Raw genomic sequence first — 20,345 nt, 5'->3', positions numbered from 1 at the left:
GAGGAGAGCGCCGTTATTGGGAAACCGATGCCAGGCTCGCTAACCGCGTGAGCATCGATGCCTCTACTGATCTCTTCTGGGACGTCCATGATCGCTTTTCTCCAACGCTTCAACGTCGGCCACCGTCTGGCCGTTGCATTTGGAATCTTGATTCTCCTCTCAGGCCTGCTCGTGGCCACCGGCCTGGGCACCATGGCGAACGCGCGAGCGCAGCTGGACTTCATCGTCCTCGACCGCACCGCCAAGATCCAGGTCGGCAACGGCATGCTGGATGCCAACTCCTCGTTGCTGATCGCATTGGGCACGTATGCCATGGCGACAAGCGAAGAGCTCAACACCGAAGCACTCAACACGATCAACGCGCAGCGCCAGCGCTACCAGGATCTGCGCACCAAGCTGGACGCGCTGTCCAGCTCGGAGGAAGGGCGGAAGATTCGTGCCGAGATGGACGAGCGTCGGGCAGCGTCCATGAAGTTCAACGACGAAGTCATCGCGCTGGCAGCCAGGAACGAGAACGCGCAGGCCCAGGACATCCTCAGCGAGCAAGGGCGGCCCGCCACCCTCGCCTGGCAGGACAAGATCCGCGAACTGGTCACCCGCCAGGAAGGACAGAGCAGGCAGGCCTACGCAGAAGCAGTCAAGTCGATGGACCGGGGCAAGCTCCTGCTCATCCTTGGCGGTGCCGCGGTCGTGCTGGTCAGCAGCCTGCTGGCGTGGCTCATCACCCGAAGCCTGACCCAGCCGCTGGCACGCGCCACGAAAGCGGCTGAAGCCATTGCCAATGGTCAGCTCGGCAACGACGTGCACACGCAGGCCAAGGACGAAACCGGCCGGCTGTTACGCGCCATGCAAGGCATGCAAACGCAGCTCCAGGCCCTGTTGACCGCACAGGGCGACATGGCAAAGCGCCACGATGAAGGCCAGACCAGCTTTCGCATGGATGCCCAGGCCTTCCCGGGTGACTACGGCCGCATGGCCGAGGACACCAATGCCCTGGTGGCCTCGCACCTGGCCGTGCAGTCGAACCTTGCACGGATCATGGGGCGTTACGCCATCGGCGACCTGAGCGAGAGCATGGAGCGCTTGCCCGGTGAGAAAGCCGTGCTGACGCAGACCATGGACGAGGTCAAGGCGAACCTGTCTGCCATGAACATCGAGATCAAGCAGTTGGCGCAGTCCGCGGCCAACGGTGACTTCACCGCGCGCGGCGATGCCGATCGCTTCCAATATGATTTCCGCGTCATGGTGGAGAGCTTGAACCTGCTCATGGCCACCGCGGACGGCAACCTGCAATCGCTGTCGTCGCTGCTGCAATCCATCGCTGCAGGCGACCTCACCGCACGCATGACGGGCGAGTTCAAGGGCGTGTTCGCGCAGATGCGCGACGACGCCAACGCCACCGCCGCGCAGCTTGCAGAGATCGTCGGACGCATCCAGCAATCGGCGGTGTCGATCAACTCGGCGGCCAGCGAGATTGCCGCCGGCAACCAGGACCTGTCGCAGCGCACCGAACAACAGGCGGCCAACCTGGAAGAAACCGCCGCCTCGATGGAAGAACTCACCTCCACCGTTCGCCAGAATGCGGAGCACGCACGCCAGGCCAACCAGTTGGCCATCGGTGCCGCAGGCGTCGCCTCCCAGGGCGGGGAAATCGTCAGCAAGGTGGTGGGGACCATGGCCGGTATCGAGGCCTCGTCCAAGAAAATTGCCGACATCATCTCCGTGATTGACGGCATCTCGTTCCAGACCAATATCCTGGCCTTGAATGCTGCCGTGGAAGCGGCGCGGGCTGGTGAGCAAGGCCGTGGGTTTGCGGTGGTCGCATCGGAAGTGCGGACGCTGGCACAGCGTTCCACCGCTGCGGCCAAGGAAATCAAGACCCTGATCGACGACTCTGTCGAGCGCGTCACCGAAGGCTCCACGCTGGTGCATACGGCGGGCACCACGATGGCCGAGATCGTCTCCAGCGTGCAGCGCGTCACCGACATCATGGGTGAAATCTCTGCGGCCTCGCAGGAACAGTCGGCCGGCATCGAGCAGGTCAACATCACGGTAACGCAGATGGATGAAACCACGCAGCAGAACGCGGCCCTGGTGGAGGAAGCCACTGCCGCTGCACGCTCCATGGAAGAACAGGCGGTCCAGCTCACCGAGGCCGTTGCGGTGTTCAAGATTGACACCACCGCGATGTCGCCATTTGTTCAAACCGCTGCACTCGTCTCCAGCAGGAAGCCAGCGGGCCCCAGGTCGCTGCCTTCGGTTGCACGTGCGAAGGCGAACATCATTGCCCCGAAACAGGCTATTTCCTCGACAGCTGTCGCCACGGATTGGCAGGAATTCTAGCCACCGTCTCAGGAGGCCCGGCACTGCCGGGCCTCTGCCGCCCAGGAACATGCTCCTTTGCGATTCCTTTTTTCTACCGAAAATGCAGCGCAAGCGTCCCCGGCGCCAGCCTTCAATGATGGATGCCTTGCGCCGAATCGTGCGTTCGCATCATCCGGCCTTATCGAGTTTCCGGCGCGCTTGCGGGCAAAAAGCATCCCGTTGACTCCATTGGTTAATAGCGTTCGCCGACAAGGCCCTCGCTCCTGCGCCATGGTTCAGCCGCGCGTGCTGCATCCATCGCATAGGGACGATAGCCTTCCGACAAGCCATCGTCTTGCGCAGCCTTGAACTCGGTAGAAACCTGGCAACCTTCGCAGTATCTGCTGGCCCTGACGCTGGCAAGAACTCCCAGCTCCAGTTCGACCAGCTCGAACCGGCCACGACGCACGGCCGCATCGCGTCGTGCTGCGCTGGCGCCAGGCGCTTTCTTCATATCGCTCACGGTGCCTACGACCTCGGCACCGTGTGCAACGAGCACCCGCGCCGTCTCGCGACCCAGACCAGACGACGCTCCCGTGACAAGGACACGCTTGCCTTCCAGGTCGCGTCACGCGAGAACGTCGTCGCATGTCGATGTGGCTCCACAGTGTGCAGTCATCGGTCACCCGATGTGTTGCCCGACGCAATGCCCCGGGCGGGATTGACGGGGTATGAGATCAGATCGCAGGCAGGCCAGGGTTGATTCCGGTCATGGCGACAGAGATGTCCCACAACCGCCTGGCAAGCGCCGGGTCTTCAGCTTGCGGGGCGCGTCTGGCCTCTCCGGCCACACCCCTGATCCCGCGGAAGCCGGTGGGGCCGTAATAGCCGCCGGGCTTCACGGGCCCGGTCGCTGCCAGCAGGGCCGGCCACGCGCCCTTCGCAGCACTGTTGAGCAGCAGGCCGACAAGTGGGCCCATCACCTGGATGGGGCCCATGTGCCGTCCCAGGCTGGTGCTGGCCACGCCGGGGTGGGCTCCGACAGCCATGATGGGCGACCGGGTCGCGCGTAGGCGCCGGTCCAGTTCGAAAAAGAACAACGCATTCGCCAGTTTGCTCGCTCCATAGCGATCGCCCTTGGAGTAGCTCCGCTCGGCGTTGAGATCATCCCAATCGAGGGTTGCCTTCAAATGCGCGATGCTGGACGTGACCACGACGCGCGAGCCGGGTGTCTCGGCCAGCTTGGGCAGCAGCAATGACGTCAGCGCAAACACCCCGAGATGGTTGACGCCGAACTGCGATTCGAAGCCCTGCTTGGTACGCATCAGCGGCGGATTCATGATGCCGGCGTTGTTGATGAGCACATCGATGCGTGGCTCCTTCAAAACATGCGCGGCGGCTGCACGGACGCTATCGAGATCGCCCAGATCCAGTGGCAACCATGCAAGATCGGCACCGGGTGTCAGCCGCTTGATGCGCGCAATCGCCGCATCGGCCCTGCCCTGCTCGCGGCAGCCCAGCAACACCCGCGCGCCCCGCGCGGCGAGTACCCGGGTGATCTCAAAGCCCACGCCTGCGTTGGCGCCGGTGACGACGAAGCATTTTCCCGCCTGGTTCGGCACATCTGTTTCGGTAAAGCCGCTTTGATCAAGCAACATGGGTCGCTCCTGTTTGAGTGAGTGCTTACGCATTTAAATGGCAAAAAATTAGGCGGCAGACCCCTTCCAGAAAAGGTCGAATCCGGCCCGTTGAATCGCCTCGCGCTCGGCGGGGTTTGCCACGATGGCGTTCATGGTGATGTCGGCAAGCTCGAACAACACGGTGTCGATGTAGAACGTGAGCCTGTCAGGCGCCGAATGCTCCGCAAGACACCGCTCCACGAGTGAGCGCGCGTCGAGAAAAATCGAGTGGCAGCGCAGGCGGCTTTCGGTCGTTACACGGTCCGAGACCTTCAACTGCCGTAAGGCGTTGCGTGCCGCCGCATGCTTCAGCCCCCAATCGATCAGCCGACTCCACACCACGAAAAGCCGGTCGTGGGCGGATGCGTCCGCCGGGTACGGCCCCGCTATCGATTCGGCAAGTTTGCCTTCCAATGCCAGAAACAGCGCATTGAGAAGGTCATCCTTCGTGGGAAAGTAGGTAAACAGGGTTCCTTCGGACACACCTGCGGCCTTGGCAATCTTTGAGGTGGGCGCCCCAACGCCGAGCTGCGCGATGAGCGCACATGCGGCTCGAAGAAGCGCATCGCGCTTTTCTTCGCTCAGGGGACGCGCCATGATCTGCCACCGTTTAATGAGTGATCACTCAATCATCTTAGAGGGAGACATTTCTGTCAAGGCTTACCTCGACCGGTGCCCGTTCACGATCACGTCTGTGCTTACCGACGGTGATGTGCGTCGTACAAAACTCAGGAGGTTCTTTCGCCGCCGTCATCCAGAAGCGATACGTCATTCTCAACATGCACCTGAGCCTCGGACACCTCATCGCTGATGGGATCCCATGTCGGCAGATGGGCGGTTCTCCCCGGTGCTTCTCAACACCGCCAACTCATCCCTGGCGACGGCACAGGCGCCCCTCCAGGCCGATGTCAGTAACGTGATCCAGCAAGAAGCGACGCACGCCCTGCGGGCCACGCCGAACCACTTCAGAGGTTATGGTCCGCTTTCCTGCATAGAACCCGAATCCAGTCGGCGCCCACTGGAACCGATGGGCGGCCCCTCTCGATCGACAGCTCAAGGATTTGTCGATGGCAGAGCTTAAACTTGAGCCCATGCCGACTTGAGGCGGCCCCTGGTTCCGTCGCAACATCTGCGCCACTCCAAGGCCTCGTCCGTTTCGTCACATATCGATCCGATCTCGTTCGGAGGGTCGCCGCAACGGCGTCGCGACAAAACTCACCGTCACTCGCCGCTACCGACCCTGATTGACCGCCACATCCCGGAAGAACATTTCTTGCAAAGCACTGACACAAAAGAAAAAACCAAGAACACCGGCGGGGCTGCAGAGCACACCCCGCTCATGAAGCAATTCTTCGCCGCCAAGTCGGACTACCCCGACCTGCTGCTGTTCTTCCGCATGGGCGATTTCTACGAGCTGTTCTACGACGATGCGCGCAAGGCGGCGCGGCTGCTCGACATCACCCTGACCCAGCGCGGCAGTTCCGGTGGCGCGCCGATCCCGATGGCCGGTGTGCCGGTGCATGCCTACGAGGGCTACCTGGCGCGGTTGGTGGCGTTGGGTGAGTCGGTGGCGATCTGCGAGCAGATCGGCGACCCGGCGCTGGCCAAGGGCCTGGTCGAACGCAAGGTGGTGCGCATCGTCACCCCGGGCACGGTCACCGACGAGGCGCTGCTGGACGAGCGCCGCGACACGCTGCTGATGGCGATCGCGCGCAGCAAGCAAGGCTACGGCCTGGCCTGGGCCGATCTGGCCGGCGGGCGTTTTCTGGTCAACGAAGTGGATAGCGTGGATGCGCTGGAAGCGGAGATCGCGCGCCTGGAACCGGCCGAGCTGTTGGTGCCCGACGAAGACAACTGGCCGGAGTTCCTGCGTGGCCGGGTCGGCGTGCGGCGGCGGCCACCGTGGTTGTTCGACGCCGACAGCGGCCGGCGCCAGTTGCTGGCCTTCTTCAAGTTGCACGACCTGTCCGGCTTCGGCATCGACGACAAGCCCTGCGCCACCGCGGCCGCCGGCGCGCTGCTGGGTTATGTCGAGGAGACCCAGAAACAGCGCCTGCCGCATCTGACCTCCATCGCGATGGAAGTGGCCAGCGAGGCGATCTCGATGAACGCGGCCACGCGCCGGCATCTGGAGCTGGATACGCGCGTGGATGGCGACACCCGCAACACCTTGCTCGGGGTGCTCGACAGCACGGTTACGCCGATGGGCGGGCGCCTGCTGCGGCGCTGGCTGCACCGTCCGCTGCGCCTGCGCGAGGTGCTGGTACAGCGCCACCACGCCGTCGGCACGCTGATCGACAGCGGCGCCGACGCCGACGTGCGCGAGGCCTTCCGCGCGCTTGGCGATCTGGAACGCATCCTGACCCGCGTGGCGCTGCGCTCGGCACGCCCGCGCGATTTTTCCACCTTGCGCGATGGTCTGGCGCTGCTGCCGAAGGTCCGCACGATCCTGGCGCCGCTGGATTCGCCGCGCCTGCAGACGCTGCATGCCGAACTCGGCGAACACGATGCCACCGCGCATCTGCTGCTCAGCGCGGTGGCCGAACAACCGCCGCTCAAGCTCAGCGACGGTGGCGTGATCGCCACCGGATACGACGCCGATCTGGATGAGTTGCGCCGCCTGTCCACCAACGCCGATCAATTCCTGATCGACCTGGAACAACGCGAACGCGCCAGCAGCGGCATCGCCACGCTCAAGGTCGGCTACAACCGCGTGCACGGCTACTACATCGAGATCAGCAAGGGCCAGGCCGACAAAGCCCCGCTGCACTACAGCCGCCGGCAGACGCTGACCAATGCCGAGCGCTACATCACCGAAGAACTCAAGAGTTTCGAGGACAAGGTGCTGTCGGCGCGCGAGCGCGCGCTGTCGCGCGAAAAGCTGTTGTATGAAGGCCTGCTCGATGCACTCGGCGGCGAGCTGGAAGGCCTCAAGCGCTGCGCGAGCGCATTGAGCGAACTTGATGTGCTGGCCGGCTTCGCAGAACGCGCGCAGGCACTGGATTGGTCGCGCCCGGAACTGGACAACGCACCGTGCCTGCGTATCGAACGCGGCCGCCACCCGGTGGTGGAAGCGGTGCGCGACCAGCCGTTCGAACCCAACGATCTGGAGCTGCACGCCGACCGCCGCATGCTGGTCATCACCGGCCCGAACATGGGTGGTAAATCGACCTACATGCGCCAGAACGCGCTGATCGTGTTGCTGGCGCATATCGGCAGCTATGTGCCGGCCAGCCGCGCGGTGATCGGGCCGATCGACCGCATCCTCACCCGCATCGGCGCCGGCGATGACCTTGCGCGCGGGCAATCCACCTTCATGGTGGAAATGGCCGAGACCAGCTACATCCTGCACCACGCCACGCCGCAATCGCTGGTACTGATGGACGAGATCGGCCGCGGCACCTCCACCTACGATGGCCTGGCATTGGCCGATGCGGTGGCACGCCATCTGGCGCATAGCAATCGCTGCTACACGCTGTTCGCCACGCATTATTTCGAGCTCACCGCACTGGCCGACGAATCGCATGCCGGCGGGACCAGCGGCATCGCCAACGTGCATCTGGACGCGGTCGAACACGGCGAGCGCCTGGTGTTCATGCATGCGGTCAAGGACGGCCCGGCCAATCGCAGCTTCGGCCTGCAGGTGGCCGCGCTCGCCGGCTTGCCCAAGGCCGCCGTGACCCAGGCGCGTCATCGCCTGGCCGAACTGGAGCAACGCGGCGGCGAAAGCCATGTCGCACAGATGGCACCGGCGGCACTGGATGCGCCGCAACAATTCGGTTTGTTCACTGCGCCCTCTTCCGCTGCGCAGGAGGCACTGCAGGCGCTGGACCCGGACGAACTCACGCCCAAGCAGGCACTGGAAGCCTTGTATCGGTTGAAGGCGTTGCTTTGAGTGCGGGGATTTGGGAATCGGGAATCGGGAATCGGGAATCGGGAATCGGGAATCGTAAGAGCGTAGTTGCCTGGCTCTACGCTTTGCGGGGTTGGTCAACCTTGCCGTGTTGTTGTCGATTGAAGTGGCTTGATTGCCACTGTGCGGTATCGCTGCCCTCGCCCTGCATCGCGACGCGTGCCGTGTTGCTCTGCTGCCGCGACGGGTGCACGCTGCCGCAACGTTTTGTCCAACCGGAGACACCGATGACCACGTCCGCCTCGTTGACCGATCAACTTGCCGCGCAGTTGCAGGGCCCGCAGTTGCAGCAGCTCGCCAGCCGGCTCGGCATCGCGCCCGAGCAGGCGCAATCGGCGGTGCAGACCGCGCTGCCGCTATTGATGGGCGCGCTGGGCCGTAACAGCCAGCAGGCCGGTGGCACCGATGCGCTGCTGGGTGCCTTGCAGCGCGATCATGCCGGCAGCCCGGACATCGGCAGCCTGCTCGGTGCGTTGCTGGGCGGCTCGGCCAGCGGTGCGCAAGGCAATGGCGCCGGCATCGTGGCGCATCTGTTCGGCGACAAGGCACCGCAGGCTGCCGCAGGCCTGGGCCAGGCCACCGGGCTGGAAACCGGCAAGGCCAATCAGCTGCTGCAATTGCTGGCACCCATCGTGATGGCATATCTGGCCAAGCGCTTCCTCGGCGGCAATGCCGCGGCCAGCAGCCAGCTCGGCCCGGCCCTGGCGCAGGAACAGCAACGCGCCGGCAGCAACACCGGGGTCAACGGCCTGCTGGGCAGCGTGCTGGATCAGGACGGCGACGGGAAGCTTGGGCTGGGCGATGTCATGAAGCTGGGTGGCAGCCTGTTCGGCAAGCGCTGACATCACGCGCGTAGTTTGGGGGCATCGGCGCGCCATCCATAGCGCCTCGCTATCGATATGGTTGAATAATTCGAATTCCCCAACCGATCGATGCTGCTTATCGTGTGCACACCCCGCCACGATGAGCCCGCCTGACGCGCATGTCTGCCAGTCACATTCTGGATATCGCCCCATACCGGCCCCTGCAGGCAGGCGCTAGCATCGCCATACGCGGCGACGCTTCTCGATGCCCCCACGGCCGCATGTGCGCCGTGGATGACCACCCCTGACGCATTGCCCGCCCTTTCAATTCCACCAGCACGTGTCCGCAGTTTCGGCACACAGCTCCCCAGGTGCTCACGCACACAGGTATTGCCATGACAACCGAAGCAAAGTGCCCGTTCAACCACGCCGTCGTCGGTACCGGAACCACCAACCGCGATTGGTGGCCCAAGCAGTTACGCGTGGACCTGCTCAGCCAGCATTCGAGCAAGTCCAACCCGCTGGGCCAGACCTTCAACTACGCCGAGGCGTTCAAGCGCATCGATCTGGCCGCGCTCAAGCAGGAACTGCGTGCGCTGATGACCGACTCGCAGGACTGGTGGCCGGCCGACTTCGGCCATTACGGCCCGCTGTTCGTGCGCATGGCCTGGCATAGCGCCGGCACCTATCGCATCGGCGACGGGCGTGGCGGCGGCGGTCGCGGCCAGCAGCGCTTCGCACCGCTCAACAGCTGGCCGGACAACGTCAGCCTGGACAAGGCGCGCCGGCTGCTGTGGCCGATCAAGCAGAAGTACGGCCAGGCCATCTCCTGGGCCGACCTGATGATCCTCACCGGCAACGTCGCGCTGGAAAGCATGGGCTTCAAGACCTTCGGCTTTGCCGGTGGCCGCGAAGACACCTGGGAACCGGATCAGGACCTGTACTGGGGCCGCGAAACCAAGTGGCTGGGTGGCGACGAGCGCTACTCGCGTGGTTCGCCCGGCGTGGACGAAGCGCACGGCGTGTTGGTGAAGGATGACGACAGCGAAGTGCCGCACACCCGCGATCTGGAAAATCCGCTGGCCGCCGTGCAGATGGGCCTGATCTACGTCAATCCGGAAGGCCCGGATGGCAAGCCCGACCCGGTCGCCGCCGCACGCGACATCCGCGACACCTTCGCACGCATGGCGATGAACGACGAAGAGACCGTGGCGCTGATCGCCGGCGGCCACACCTTCGGCAAGACCCACGGCGCCGGCCCGGCCGAAAACGTCGGTGCCGAGCCGGAAGCCGGTGAGCTGGAGAGCCAGGGCCTGGGCTGGCACAACCGCTACGGCAGCGGCAAGGGTGCCGACACCATCACCAGCGGCCTCGAAGTCACCTGGACCACCACCCCGGCGCAGTGGAGCAACGACTTCTTCGACCATCTGTTCAAGTTCGAGTGGGAACTGAGCAAGAGCCCGGCCGGCGCGCATCAGTGGGTGGCCAAGAATGCCGACGCCATCATTCCCGACGCCCACGATGCATCAAAGAAGCATCGGCCGACCATGCTGACCACCGATCTGGCGCTGCGTTTCGACCCGGCCTATGAGGCCATCTCGCATCGCTTCCACGAACACCCCGACCAGTTCGCCGACGCGTTCGCCCGCGCCTGGTTCAAGCTCACCCATCGCGACATGGGCCCGCGCTCGCGTTACCTGGGAACCGAAGTGCCGAGCGAAGAATTGCTGTGGCAGGACCCGGTGCCGGCCGTCGACCACCCGCTGGTCGATGCGCAGGACGCTGCCGCCCTCAAGCAGACCATCCTCGACTCCGGCCTGAGCGTGGCGCAGCTGGTGTCCACCGCGTGGGCGTCGGCATCGACCTTCCGCGGTTCGGACAAGCGTGGCGGCGCCAACGGCGCACGCATCCGGCTGGCACCGCAGAAGGATTGGCAGGCCAACCAGCCCGCGCAGCTTGCGCAGGTGCTGGGCACGCTGGAGCGCATCCGGGCCGACTTCAACGGCGCGCAGTCGGGCGGCAAGCAGATCTCGCTGGCCGACCTGATCGTGCTGGCCGGTAATGCCGCGGTCGAACATGCCGCACAGGCCGCAGGTCACAGCGTCACCGTGTCGTTCGCACCCGGCCGCACCGATGCCTCGCAGGAGCAGACCGATGTCGAATCGTTCGCGGTGCTGGAACCGGTGGCCGATGGCTTCCGCAACTACGCCAAGCAACGCTACGCAGTGCCTGCGGAGGCATTGCTGATCGACAAGGCACAGCTGCTGACGCTGACCGCGCCCGAGTTGACCGTGCTGGTCGGCGGCCTGCGCGTGCTCGGCGCCAATGTCGGCGACTCCAGCCATGGCGTATTCACCACCCGCCCCGGCGTGCTGAGCAACGACTTCTTCGCCAACCTGCTCGACATGCGCACCGAGTGGAAAGCCACCTCCGAATCGAAGGAGATCTACGAAGGCCGCGACCGCAGCACCGGTGAAGCCAAATGGACCGGCACGCGCGTGGACCTGGTGTTCGGCTCCAACTCGATCCTGCGTGCGGTGGCCGAGGTCTATGCCAGTGCCGATGCACAGGAGAAGTTCGTCCAGGACTTCGTCGCCGCCTGGACCAAGGTGATGCAGCTGGATCGTTTCGATCTGGCGTGAGTTGCAAGGCGCACGCCATCGTGCGTGCGCCTGCAGCGGTGTTGAAATACACGCAAGAGCTCGACTCGGCACGGAAGACGTCAGTCGAGCGGCGGGTCTGCGGCTTGGCTGCAAGGCCCTTGCCCGCCCACCGTCGCGGGACACGCCGCAAGTACGTCCCTGTAGGCTCTTACGCGGCATCCATGCCGCGTAAGGTCCCGCGACGGTGGGCGGGCAAGGACCAGGCGGGATGGTCGGTGTGCTTGGTAAGAGCAGGCACGGTGCCCTGCCGTTCTGACAAAGAAGCGTCAGCCAATCTCCTAACGCAACTCGATCAACGACAAGCGTTTAAGCAAACAACCGATCAGCTATCTGGTGCGGTGTCCTCGCTAATTGCGGGACCGTGGGGCGGCATGGATGCCGCCACCGAGCCTACAGGGACGGATTCACCGCGTGTCCCGCGATTGGTGAGGGCGCCGCACACTCGACTCAGCTGGGAAGCGCCCTCTCCTCTTGCGTGAACAGCAACGCTCTGGGTGTTTTATGTCCATCACCCAATTCGCAGCGGACAACCACGCACTGCTACAACGCGTCGATATCGCCCAGTGCGTTGATCAGCCGGCGTGCACGCTTGTCCGGCTTGCCCTCGGGTGCGCGATAGCCGGTGCGTTCGGCGGCACGCTGCAGCCGCCATTGTGCACGCGCCTCGCGTGAGGCATCGCTTTCCAGGTACAGCGTCTGTGCGACCGGTGCCGGGCCACGCACATCACTCAGCCCGGCAACGGTGATTTCGAAGATTTCGCCGCCGCGGTCGATGCGCAGTTGCTCGCCGGTGCGCAGCGTGCGCGAGGGCTTGGGCCGCTGGCCGGCCACATCCACTTTGCCGTTGTCCACCGCCGTCTTGGCCAGGCTGCGCGTCTTGAAGAAGCGCGCCGCCCAAAGCCAGACATCCAGCCTGACCGTCGTCGCTTGTTCCACCAGTTGAGTCATCGCGTTGTGCTTGCCGTCGGGTCCAATGGGGCCGCAGGCCGCTGTCGTGATCGCCGCTGCAGCGGCGCCTCGCAACGGGCTGCGTTGAACAAAAAACATTTGGGCACCTTCGCCGGAACTCAAGCATGGCGAGCTGCAGGACATGGCACGCCGACCACGCCCTGGCTGACCGATACAGGCAGAACCGCAGAACCAGTGGCCTGCCCCGCGTCCTCGAAACGCCGGGCAACCGCATGCCTCACACAAGCCAATGCTAGTGTTCGCAGCTTCCGTCCCACGGCGCGTCTGCAATGCCCAAATCCGCTGTCCTGACCGAAGGCCCGATCGGCAAGAATCTGCTGCTGTTTGCGATGCCGATCCTTGCGGGGAATATCGCGCAATCGCTCAATGGCTCGATCAACGCGATCTGGGTAGGTCGCTACCTCGGCGAGGCGGCGCTGACTGCGGCAGCCAATGCCAACAGCATCATGTTCTTCCTGATCGGCTCGGTGTTCGGCATCGGCATGGCTTCGACCATCCTGATCGGCCAGGCGATGGGCGCGCGCGACATTGCGCAGGCGCGCAAGGTCATGGGCACCAGTGCCAGTTTCTTCGGCGGGCTGTCGGCGCTGATCGCGGTGCTTGGCTGGTTTCTGGCGCCGCACCTGTTGACTGCGATGGGCACGCCGCCGGCATCGCAGACGCTGGCCGAGCAGTACCTGCGGGTGATTTTCCTGGCCATGCCGCTGATCTATGTGTTCGCGTTCCTGTCGGCGGCACTGCGCGGCACCGGCGATGCCCGCACGCCGTTCCGCTTTCTGCTGGTGTCGGTGGTGCTGGACATCGTGTTCAACCCGTTGCTGATCTTCGGTCTGGGGCCGTTTCCGGCATTGGGCATCGCCGGCGCGGCCTGGGCCACGTTGCTGGCGCAGGCAGTGGCGCTGGGCGGTCTGCTGCTGTACCTGCGCAGTCAGCGTCATGTGTTGTGGCTGGGACGCGGCGACCTGCACCTGTTCCGCATCGCGCCCACGATCCTGCGCGCGCTCATCGTCAAGGGCGTGCCGATGGGCCTGCAGATGGTGCTGATTTCGCTGGCCATGATCGCGATGATGACGTTGGTCAACGGCTTCGGCACCGACACTGCCGCCGCCTACGGCGCTGCGTTGCAGCTATGGACCTATGTCCAGATGCCGGCGATGGCGCTGGGCGCGGCATGTTCGACGATGGCGGCGCAGAACGTGGGCGCCGGATTGTGGACGCGTGTGGATGCAACCGCACGCACCGGCATCGTCGCCAACTTCCTGATGACCGGCGTGTTGATCGGGCTGCTGATCGTGTTCGACCGCTGGACGCTGGCGCTGTTCCTGCCGAGCGACAGCCCGACACTGGAGGTTGCGCGGCATCTCAATCACATCGGTATCTGGTCGTTCCTGCTGTTTGGCGTGAGCTTTGTGATTTCCGGCGTGGTGCGGGCCACTGGCGCGGTGATCCCGCCGCTGCTGATCCTGGCCTTCGGTCTGTGGGGCGTGCGCGTGCCTCTGGCGAACGCCTTGATTCCGCACCTGGGAGCCGATGGCATCTGGTGGAGCCTTCCGATCAGCTCGGTGTGTTCAATGCTGCTGTCGCTGGCGTACTACCGCTGGGGCGGCTGGCGCAAGGCACGCATGCTGACCACGCCAGCGCATCCGGCGAATCCTGCGGAGCTGGCCGCCGCCGCCGAAGTACCGGCGCATCCGGCCTCGCCGGTCGCCGATACCGCGCCGATCGCAGCATTGCCGCAGCACCGCCAGCGCTGATGTCGGCCGGCATCACCGGGCGGCGGGCGGCAACAGCGACTGAAATCAAGCCAGGTCGAACCCAGCAGCCGGATGCCCTGTTGAGATGATCGATCCAGCGCATGGCCGCCTGGTGAGTGATCCACTCGACCAAGTCCACGGAACACCTAGCGGGCAGCTGCCAGGACGTCTTTCCCTCGACCAACGCAGCACGCGCTCGCCTACCCCGCGAACCTCACGCACGCACCACCACCACCAAATCCCCAATCCGATTCCCTAATCTCGATTCCCGATTCCCACAACGCAAACGGCCGCCCAAAGGCGGCCGTCTGGCATCAGCAGGACAAGCCTGCCGGTGACTTACTCAGCCTTGGCAGCAGCCTGGCGAGCAGCCTTGGCCTGTGCAGCGGCGGCCAGATCTTCCTTGATACGGGCGGCCTTGCCTTCCAGACCACGCAGGTAGTACAGCTTGCCGGCGCGAACCTTACCGCGACGCTTCACTTCGACCGAGTCGATGATGGCGCTGTGGGTCTGGAACACGCGCTCGACGCCGAAGCCGTGCGAGATCTTGCGCACGGTGAAGGCGGAATTCAGGCCGGCGTTCTTGGTACCGATCACGACGCCCTCATAGGCCTGCACGCGCTCGCGGTTGCCTTCCTTCACCTTGACGTTCACCACGACGGTGTCGCCCTGGTTGAACTCGGGAAGCTTGCGCTGAATCTGGGCGGCTTCGAAGTCAGCCAGGATGGTCTTGTTGAGTTTGCTCATGATGGGCACCGCGTGTCTGGTGATATTGGACCGGCAGTCGCCGCACGGCGATTGCTCGAGGTTCGTAGGAGGGCCAGACGCAAGGCTGGCCAGCAAGCCGCATATTGTACCCCAATCGATATTGCAAGAGCTAGGGGTGAGCCCTTATTTCTCGTCGCCTTGGGCGAGTTCGCGGCGAAACTCGTCCAGCAGACGGCGATCGTTCTTGTCCAACCCGGCCTCGTCGAGCAGGTCCGGGCGACGCAACCAGGTCCGGCCCAGCGACTGCTGCCGACGCCAGCGCGCAATTGCAGCGTGATTGCCCGAGCGCAATACCTCCGGTACATCGCCCCAGTCATGGGTCGACGGATGGCTGTAGTGCGGGCAGTCGAGCAGGCCTTGCGGGCCTTCGAAACTGTCCTGGGCTGCGGATTCGGCGTCGTTCAACACCCCTTCCTGCAACCGCGTCACCACATCCACCAGCACCGCCGCGCCAAGCTCGCCGCCGGACAACACGTAGTCGCCGATGGAGATTTCCATATCCACCGCCTGCGCCAGAAAACGCTCGTCCACGCCTTCGTAGCGCCCGCACAACAACACCATGCGTGGCAACTGCGCCAGCTCGCGGGCAAGCGGCTGGGTGAGCGGCCGCCCCTGCGGGCTGAGATAGATCACCGGCGCCGGACGCGGGTCTGCCGCTTGCACCGCGTCCAGACAGGCCCGCAACGGCTCGATCAACATCACCATGCCGGGCCCACCACCGAACGGACGGTCGTCCACGCGGCGGTAATTGCCCTGCGCATGCTCGCGCGGATTCCAGCCCTGCAATTCCAGCAGGCCACGCTCCTGCGCCCGCCCGACCACGCCGAACGCTGCGCATTGCGCAATGAACTCGGGGAACAGGCTGATGACGTCGATGCGCACTAGCGGGAGTCGGAAATCGGGATTGGGAATGGATAGAGCAAGCGCGGAGCCGGGGCCCCGCCTTGATCAGAAATCCGGATCCCAGTCCACCACGATCAGGTTGGCGTCGAAGTCGACCGACTTGACGAAATCCGGCAGCACGAACGGCACCAGCCGCTCGCGATCGCCGCGCACCACCATCACGTCGTTGGAGCCGGTGGAGAACAGGTGTGACACCGTGCCGAGCTTGACGCCCTCGACGGTTTCTACCTGCAGCTCTTCCAGATCCACCCAATAGTATTCATCGGGCTTGGGTGGCGGCAGCACGCTGCGCCAGACATAGATCTCGGTCCCGTGCATGGCTTCGACGGTGTCACGGTCGCCGACGTCCGGGAACACTGCAATCAGATTCTTGCCCTGATCGCGTCCACGGACGCCACTCACGACCGACTCCTGCCCCGAGGGCGTCCGCACGATCCACGGTTGATACCGGAAGATCGCACTGCGCGGCTCGGTCCAGGATTCGAGCTTGAGCTCGCCCTTGACACCAAAAGCGCCGACAATCCTGCCTAACAGGATGCGGCGCTCGGTCGGCTTCATCTGCGTCGACTCTGGGCCGGGCGGTGACGCCCGGCCCTCAAGATCAGGCCGCAGCGGCCTGGGACTTGGAGGCTTCGCGATACAGGTTACGCACCTTATCGGTCAGCTGTGCGCCCTGGCCGACCCAATGGTCGACGCGTGCGACGTCCAGCACGACGCGCGGTTCTGCGCCCTGTGCAACCGGGTTGTAGTAACCCAGACGCTCGATATTGCGGCCATCGCGCGCGCTGCGCACGTCGGTCACGATGATGTGGTAGAACGGACGCTTCTTGGCGCCGCCGCGGGTCAGTCGAATCTTGACCATGGTGTCGTTTTCCTAAAGTTGCCCAGTCGCCAGAATGGCGCGGTAAGCCGGCGATTATAGCGGGCTCCGGCGGCGAAGCCAAGCCACCCCCAATTCGCTCAGATCCCTTGCCAGGCCTGGGTCTGCAGGGCCTGCTCCAGCAATGGCAGTTGCGCGGCCTGCGCCGGCCAAGACGCCGCTCCGGCTTGCACGATCGCCTGCTGACCACGCGCATTGCAGCTGAACACCCCATCGAACCCGTCCAGTTCGCCCAGCGTGACCGGGCGCGACTCCTGCGGGATCCCGAGCATTTGCAGGCCTGCCTGCAGCAGACGCTGCTGGGTGCCTAGCAGCGCCGGTCCTTGCGGCCACACCACCCTGCCCTGCTGCCACAGGCCCAGATTCCAGAAGGCACCTTCCAGCAGATGCTCCTGGGCGTCGACCAGCAGGGCATCGTCGTAGCCGGCCACCAGGGCCTGGCGACGCAGGTGCAGCAGCGCGAAGGTGCCGACATGCTTGTGCCGGGGTTGCTCGCGCACGTGGCAGACCGGCTGCACGCGTAGTGCGGTGGCTGGCATCCGGGCGGCGGGCGCGATGGAGATCATCACATCGAGCGCAAGCTGCCGCGATGGATCGCGCAGGTCGAAATCCTGCGCAAACACAGTGATGCGCACGCTGGCATCGGCGCAGTCCGCAGCCGACAACGCAGCGCGCAACTGGGCGCGCAGGGATGCCTCATCGATCGCTGCACCGAACAAGGCAGTGCCGTCGTGTTGCAGCCGCTGCAGATGCAGATCCAGCCCGCGCACCGCACCGGCGCGCACCTGCAACGTGGTGAAGTGGCCGTAGTTGATCAGTGCGGCGGCGCCCAGTTGCTGCGCTGTCGCCACTGCACCGTTGCAGAAGATCAGCGGCACGCCAGCGCCTGCGCCTGCGCCCACCACTGGGTCACCAGTTGCGCGGCAGGTTGGGCCGGTGCAATCCAGGCCGATTGGCCGGCCCAGGCCTGCATGGCGTCCAGGCGGTTGTCGCGCGCCGCGGCCTGACGCATCGGCGCGGTCAGCGCGCGCTGCACCGGATACGGCGCCGGCACCGGTGCCTCTGCGGCGGCGGACGCATGCACATACGGCGTGGCGAGCGCACGCCCCAGCCGGCCGGAAAATGCGCGGGTCGGCTGGGTCTGTTCCGGTTCGGCCTGGGCCAGGGCATCGGCCCAGGCGCTTGGCAGCGCCGCCTCGGGGGTACGCAGCAGGCCGGTACCGATCTGCACCGCGCTTGCGCCCAGTGTCAGCGCCGCGGCAATGCCGCGCGCGTCGGCGATGCCGCCTGCGGCGATCACCGGGAGATCGAGGTGATCGACCAGTCGCGGCAACAAGGCGAACAGCCCGGTCATCTGCCGCTCGGCACGGCCGGCGTCGAACGCACCGCGATGTCCACCGGCCTCGGCCCCCTGCGCAACCACCGCATCGGCACCGGCGGCCTGGGCCGCACGCGCTTCGTCCAGCGTGGTGGCGCAGGCGAACCAGGCGATGCCGGCGCGCTTCAGGCGTGCAACCTGGTCAGGCCGAAACACGCCCATGATCGACGAAGCCACCGCAGGCCGCGCGGTGAGCAAGGCCTCGAACTGGGCATCGAAGTCGGCAGGCGCCGCATCGCCCGCATCCTCGGGAACCGGCGGCCCCCAGTGCGACAGAAACTTACGTACGCGCGCCTCCGCAGCGGCGTCGCGCACCGGTGCCGGATCGGGAATCCATAGATTGACCTGTGCAGGCCCGGTGCTCGCGTCACGGAAGGCCGCCATCCACGCCACGATGTCCTGCGGCTGCGACAACACCGCGCCCATCGCACCCATGCCGCCGGCCGCAGCAACCGCCGCCGACAACGGCACCGGGCAGGCGCCGGCCATGGGGCTGAGCAGGATCGGGAGTCCTAAACCAAAACGCTGCTGGAAGGCGTCGACATGCGAAAACGAACCCATCGTGCGTGGCCTGAAATCATGAGACTTCATGGTAACCGCCCGTGCATCCGGACGTCCGCGCGCCGCCTGCAGGTGGCGCGCGTGCGCAGTGGGGCGATCAACGTTGGCCCGACATTTTCGACCCAACGCATGCGTGTTGCGGCACGCACTGCGCGTGTTGCTGCTAGAAACTCAGCGGAACGGCATGCCGCCGCGGCCGCCCATGGCGCCCATCATGCCCTTCATGTTGCGCATCAGGCCCTTCATGCCGCCGCCGGCCAGCTTGCCCATCATCTTTTCCATCTGCTGGTACTGCTTCATCAGCTTGTTGACGTCGGCCGGCTGCATGCCGGAGCCGCGGGCGATGCGGGCGCGGCGCGAGCCGTTGAGCAGGGCCGGGTTGCGGCGCTCCTTCTTGGTCATCGAATTGATGATCGCGATCATGCGCGGCACTTCCTTGCCGGTGACCTGCTGCTTGACGTTGTCCGGGATCTGGCCCATGCCCGGCAGCTTGTCCATCAGCCCATGGATGCCGCCCATGTTCTGCATCTGCTCGAGCTGTTCCTTCATGTCGTTGAGGTCGAATTTCTTGCCCTTGGCGACCTTGGCGGCGAGCTTGGCGGCCTTTTCCTGGTCGACGCTGTGCTCGACCTGCTCCACCAGCGAGAGCACGTCGCCCATGTCCAGGATGCGGCTGGCGACGCGGTCGGGGTGGAACACGTCCAGGCCGTCGGTCTTTTCGCCGGTACCGACGAACTTGATCGGCTTGCCGGTGATGTAGCGCACGCTCAGTGCGGCACCACCACGGGCGTCGCCGTCGGTCTTGGTCAGCACCACGCCGGTCAGCGGCAGCGCCTCGCCGAAGGCCTTGGCGGTGTTGGCCGCGTCCTGGCCGGTCATCGCATCGACCACGAACAGGGTTTCGGTGGGGTTGACCGCGGCGTGCAGCGCCTTGATCTCGTCCATCATCGCCGCATCGATCGCCAGGCGGCCGGCGGTATCGACCAGCAGCACGTCGGCGAACGACTTGCGCGCATCGCTGATGGCGGCGCGCACGATGTCGACCGGCTTCTGCGAGGCGTCGGACGGGAAGAACAGCACGCCGACCTGCTCGGCCAGGGTCTTGAGCTGCTCGATCGCGGCCGGGCGGTAGACGTCGGCCGAGACCACCATGACCTTCTTCTTGCGCTTTTCCTTCAGGTGCTTGGCGAGCTTGCCGACGGTGGTGGTCTTGCCCGCGCCCTGCAGGCCGGCCATCAGGATGATCGCCGGCGCCGGCACGTTGAGGTTGAGGTCGGTGGCGGCCGCGCCCATCACCGCGGTCAGCTCGTCGCGGACGATCTTGATCAGCGCCTGGCCCGGGGTCAGCGATTTGAGCACTTCCTGGCCGACCGCGCGCACCTTGATGCGCTCGATCAGCGCCTGCACCACCGGCAGCGCCACGTCGGCTTCGAGCAAGGCGATGCGCACTTCACGGGTGGCTTCGCGGATGTTCTCCTCGGTCAGGCGGCCGCGGCCGCGCAGGCGCTCCATGGTGCCGGAGAGACGTTGGGTAAGGGACTCGAACATGCGCAAGGGACCGCGTGAGGGGAAACGGGCGTCGATTATAGCGGCACCGGCCAATGCGCCGCCCCGGCGGCCCCGCTGCCCGGCCGGTCAAGCCAGCCCGGGACGCCGCCGCACCACCGCCCGTCCATGCGCGCGGCCAGCCAGCGCCAGCGCCAGCGCCGTAATGGACAGAAACCGCGGCCGCCGGACCAGCGGCCGCCCCATCCCAGGCCCGCCCCACCC

The 20,345-nt window shown here is 65.3% G+C and carries 16 protein-coding genes; 5 read left to right on the top strand and 11 right to left on the bottom strand.

The window, feature by feature from the left end:
- Positions 1 to 87: 87 nt before the first annotated feature.
- Positions 88 to 2,343, top strand: a complete 2,256-nt coding sequence (locus EO170_RS21155) for a methyl-accepting chemotaxis protein (RefSeq protein WP_126947973.1) — start codon at positions 88 to 90, stop codon at positions 2,341 to 2,343.
- 214 nt (positions 2,344 to 2,557) lie between these two features.
- On the opposite strand, the gene EO170_RS21150 is transcribed toward EO170_RS21155, so the two are convergent.
- From EO170_RS21150 to EO170_RS21140, 3 genes are all read right to left on the bottom strand, one after another.
- Positions 2,558 to 2,926: an SDR family NAD(P)-dependent oxidoreductase gene (locus EO170_RS21150; RefSeq protein WP_206514043.1), complete on the bottom strand. Its 369-nt coding sequence runs from the start codon at positions 2,924 to 2,926 to the stop codon at positions 2,558 to 2,560.
- Positions 2,927 to 3,041: 115 nt separating this feature from the next.
- Entirely contained in the window at positions 3,042 to 3,962 is a 921-nt protein-coding gene (locus EO170_RS21145; RefSeq protein WP_126947911.1) for an oxidoreductase, read from the bottom strand.
- A gap of 48 nt (positions 3,963 to 4,010) precedes the next feature.
- Positions 4,011 to 4,580: a TetR/AcrR family transcriptional regulator gene (locus tag EO170_RS21140; RefSeq protein ID WP_126947909.1), complete on the bottom strand. Its 570-nt coding sequence runs from the start codon at positions 4,578 to 4,580 to the stop codon at positions 4,011 to 4,013.
- A 742-nt stretch (positions 4,581 to 5,322) separates the two neighbouring features.
- Here EO170_RS21140 and mutS point away from each other — a divergent pair.
- The 3 genes from mutS (at position 5,323) to katG (ending at position 11,341) form a co-directional block, all read left to right on the top strand.
- Entirely contained in the window at positions 5,323 to 7,878 is a 2,556-nt protein-coding gene (gene mutS / locus EO170_RS21135) for a DNA mismatch repair protein MutS (RefSeq protein ID WP_326519781.1), read from the top strand.
- A 245-nt stretch (positions 7,879 to 8,123) separates the two neighbouring features.
- Positions 8,124 to 8,738: a DUF937 domain-containing protein gene (locus EO170_RS21130; RefSeq protein ID WP_104585478.1), complete on the top strand. Its 615-nt coding sequence runs from the start codon at positions 8,124 to 8,126 to the stop codon at positions 8,736 to 8,738.
- Between the two features lie 356 nt (positions 8,739 to 9,094).
- Complete coding sequence (gene katG, locus EO170_RS21125) at positions 9,095 to 11,341, top strand: catalase/peroxidase HPI (RefSeq protein WP_126947905.1); 2,247 nt, start codon at positions 9,095 to 9,097, stop codon at positions 11,339 to 11,341.
- A 561-nt stretch (positions 11,342 to 11,902) separates the two neighbouring features.
- Here katG and EO170_RS21120 read toward each other — a convergent pair.
- A complete protein-coding gene (locus EO170_RS21120; protein ID WP_126947903.1) occupies positions 11,903 to 12,310 on the bottom strand; it encodes an RNA-binding S4 domain-containing protein in 408 nt (135 codons plus the stop codon).
- Positions 12,311 to 12,600: 290 nt separating this feature from the next.
- Between EO170_RS21120 and EO170_RS21115 the strand changes: the two genes are divergently transcribed.
- Positions 12,601 to 14,085, top strand: coding sequence for an MATE family efflux transporter (locus EO170_RS21115; RefSeq protein ID WP_104585472.1), 1,485 nt, complete (start codon positions 12,601 to 12,603; stop codon positions 14,083 to 14,085).
- A 339-nt stretch (positions 14,086 to 14,424) separates the two neighbouring features.
- Here EO170_RS21115 and rplS read toward each other — a convergent pair whose 3' ends face one another.
- The 7 genes from rplS to ffh form a co-directional block, all read right to left on the bottom strand.
- The gene (gene rplS, locus EO170_RS21110) at positions 14,425 to 14,832 is read right to left on the bottom strand and encodes a 50S ribosomal protein L19 (RefSeq protein WP_005989873.1); all 408 of its coding nucleotides are present in this window, start codon (positions 14,830 to 14,832) and stop codon (positions 14,425 to 14,427) included.
- Between the two features lie 144 nt (positions 14,833 to 14,976).
- Positions 14,977 to 15,735: a tRNA (guanosine(37)-N1)-methyltransferase TrmD gene (trmD, locus tag EO170_RS21105; RefSeq protein WP_119128921.1), complete on the bottom strand. Its 759-nt coding sequence runs from the start codon at positions 15,733 to 15,735 to the stop codon at positions 14,977 to 14,979.
- Between the two features lie 66 nt (positions 15,736 to 15,801).
- The gene (gene rimM, locus EO170_RS21100; protein WP_126947900.1) at positions 15,802 to 16,314 is read right to left on the bottom strand and encodes a ribosome maturation factor RimM; all 513 of its coding nucleotides are present in this window, start codon (positions 16,312 to 16,314) and stop codon (positions 15,802 to 15,804) included.
- 43 nt (positions 16,315 to 16,357) lie between these two features.
- Positions 16,358 to 16,618 (bottom strand): 30S ribosomal protein S16, encoded by a 261-nt coding sequence (gene rpsP, locus EO170_RS21095; protein WP_011036396.1) that lies wholly within the window; start codon positions 16,616 to 16,618, stop codon positions 16,358 to 16,360.
- A 98-nt stretch (positions 16,619 to 16,716) separates the two neighbouring features.
- A complete protein-coding gene (locus tag EO170_RS21090; RefSeq protein ID WP_126947898.1) occupies positions 16,717 to 17,514 on the bottom strand; it encodes an aminotransferase class IV family protein in 798 nt (265 codons plus the stop codon).
- Complete coding sequence (locus EO170_RS21085) at positions 17,505 to 18,575, bottom strand: nitronate monooxygenase (RefSeq protein WP_126947896.1); 1,071 nt, start codon at positions 18,573 to 18,575, stop codon at positions 17,505 to 17,507. The genes EO170_RS21090 and EO170_RS21085 overlap by 10 nt, the downstream gene beginning before the upstream one ends.
- A 171-nt stretch (positions 18,576 to 18,746) precedes the next feature.
- Complete coding sequence (gene ffh, locus EO170_RS21080) at positions 18,747 to 20,123, bottom strand: signal recognition particle protein (RefSeq protein WP_046342053.1); 1,377 nt, start codon at positions 20,121 to 20,123, stop codon at positions 18,747 to 18,749.
- Positions 20,124 to 20,345: the final 222 nt, after the last annotated feature.

The organism is Xanthomonas sp. BRIP62409 (assembly GCF_003992965.1).
In the GTDB taxonomy this organism is placed as follows: Bacteria; Pseudomonadota; Gammaproteobacteria; order Xanthomonadales; family Xanthomonadaceae; genus Xanthomonas; species Xanthomonas euroxanthea.
Note: the sequence above shows the minus strand (reverse complement) of the source record. Positions and strands in the feature narration are given on the sequence as shown.

What these genes read in the sequence shown, in the direction of transcription:
- EO170_RS21085 (WP_126947896.1), bottom strand. Translation starts at nt 18,575, where the DNA reads ATGGGTTCGTTTTCGCATGTCGACGCCTTCCAGCAGCGTTTTGGTTTA.
- rplS (WP_005989873.1), bottom strand. Translation starts at nt 14,832, where the DNA reads ATGAGCAAACTCAACAAGACCATCCTGGCTGACTTCGAAGCCGCCCAG.
- EO170_RS21130 (WP_104585478.1), top strand. Translation starts at nt 8,124, where the DNA reads ATGACCACGTCCGCCTCGTTGACCGATCAACTTGCCGCGCAGTTGCAG.
- EO170_RS21140 (WP_126947909.1), bottom strand. Translation starts at nt 4,580, where the DNA reads ATGGCGCGTCCCCTGAGCGAAGAAAAGCGCGATGCGCTTCTTCGAGCC.
- katG (WP_126947905.1), top strand. Translation starts at nt 9,095, where the DNA reads ATGACAACCGAAGCAAAGTGCCCGTTCAACCACGCCGTCGTCGGTACC.
- mutS (WP_326519781.1), top strand. Translation starts at nt 5,323, where the DNA reads ATGAAGCAATTCTTCGCCGCCAAGTCGGACTACCCCGACCTGCTGCTG.
- rpsP (WP_011036396.1), bottom strand. Translation starts at nt 16,618, where the DNA reads ATGGTCAAGATTCGACTGACCCGCGGCGGCGCCAAGAAGCGTCCGTTC.
- ffh (WP_046342053.1), bottom strand. Translation starts at nt 20,123, where the DNA reads ATGTTCGAGTCCCTTACCCAACGTCTCTCCGGCACCATGGAGCGCCTG.
- rimM (WP_126947900.1), bottom strand. Translation starts at nt 16,314, where the DNA reads ATGAAGCCGACCGAGCGCCGCATCCTGTTAGGCAGGATTGTCGGCGCT.
- EO170_RS21115 (WP_104585472.1), top strand. Translation starts at nt 12,601, where the DNA reads ATGCCCAAATCCGCTGTCCTGACCGAAGGCCCGATCGGCAAGAATCTG.
- EO170_RS21145 (WP_126947911.1), bottom strand. Translation starts at nt 3,962, where the DNA reads ATGTTGCTTGATCAAAGCGGCTTTACCGAAACAGATGTGCCGAACCAG.
- EO170_RS21120 (WP_126947903.1), bottom strand. Translation starts at nt 12,310, where the DNA reads ATGACTCAACTGGTGGAACAAGCGACGACGGTCAGGCTGGATGTCTGG.
- EO170_RS21155 (WP_126947973.1), top strand. Translation starts at nt 88, where the DNA reads ATGATCGCTTTTCTCCAACGCTTCAACGTCGGCCACCGTCTGGCCGTT.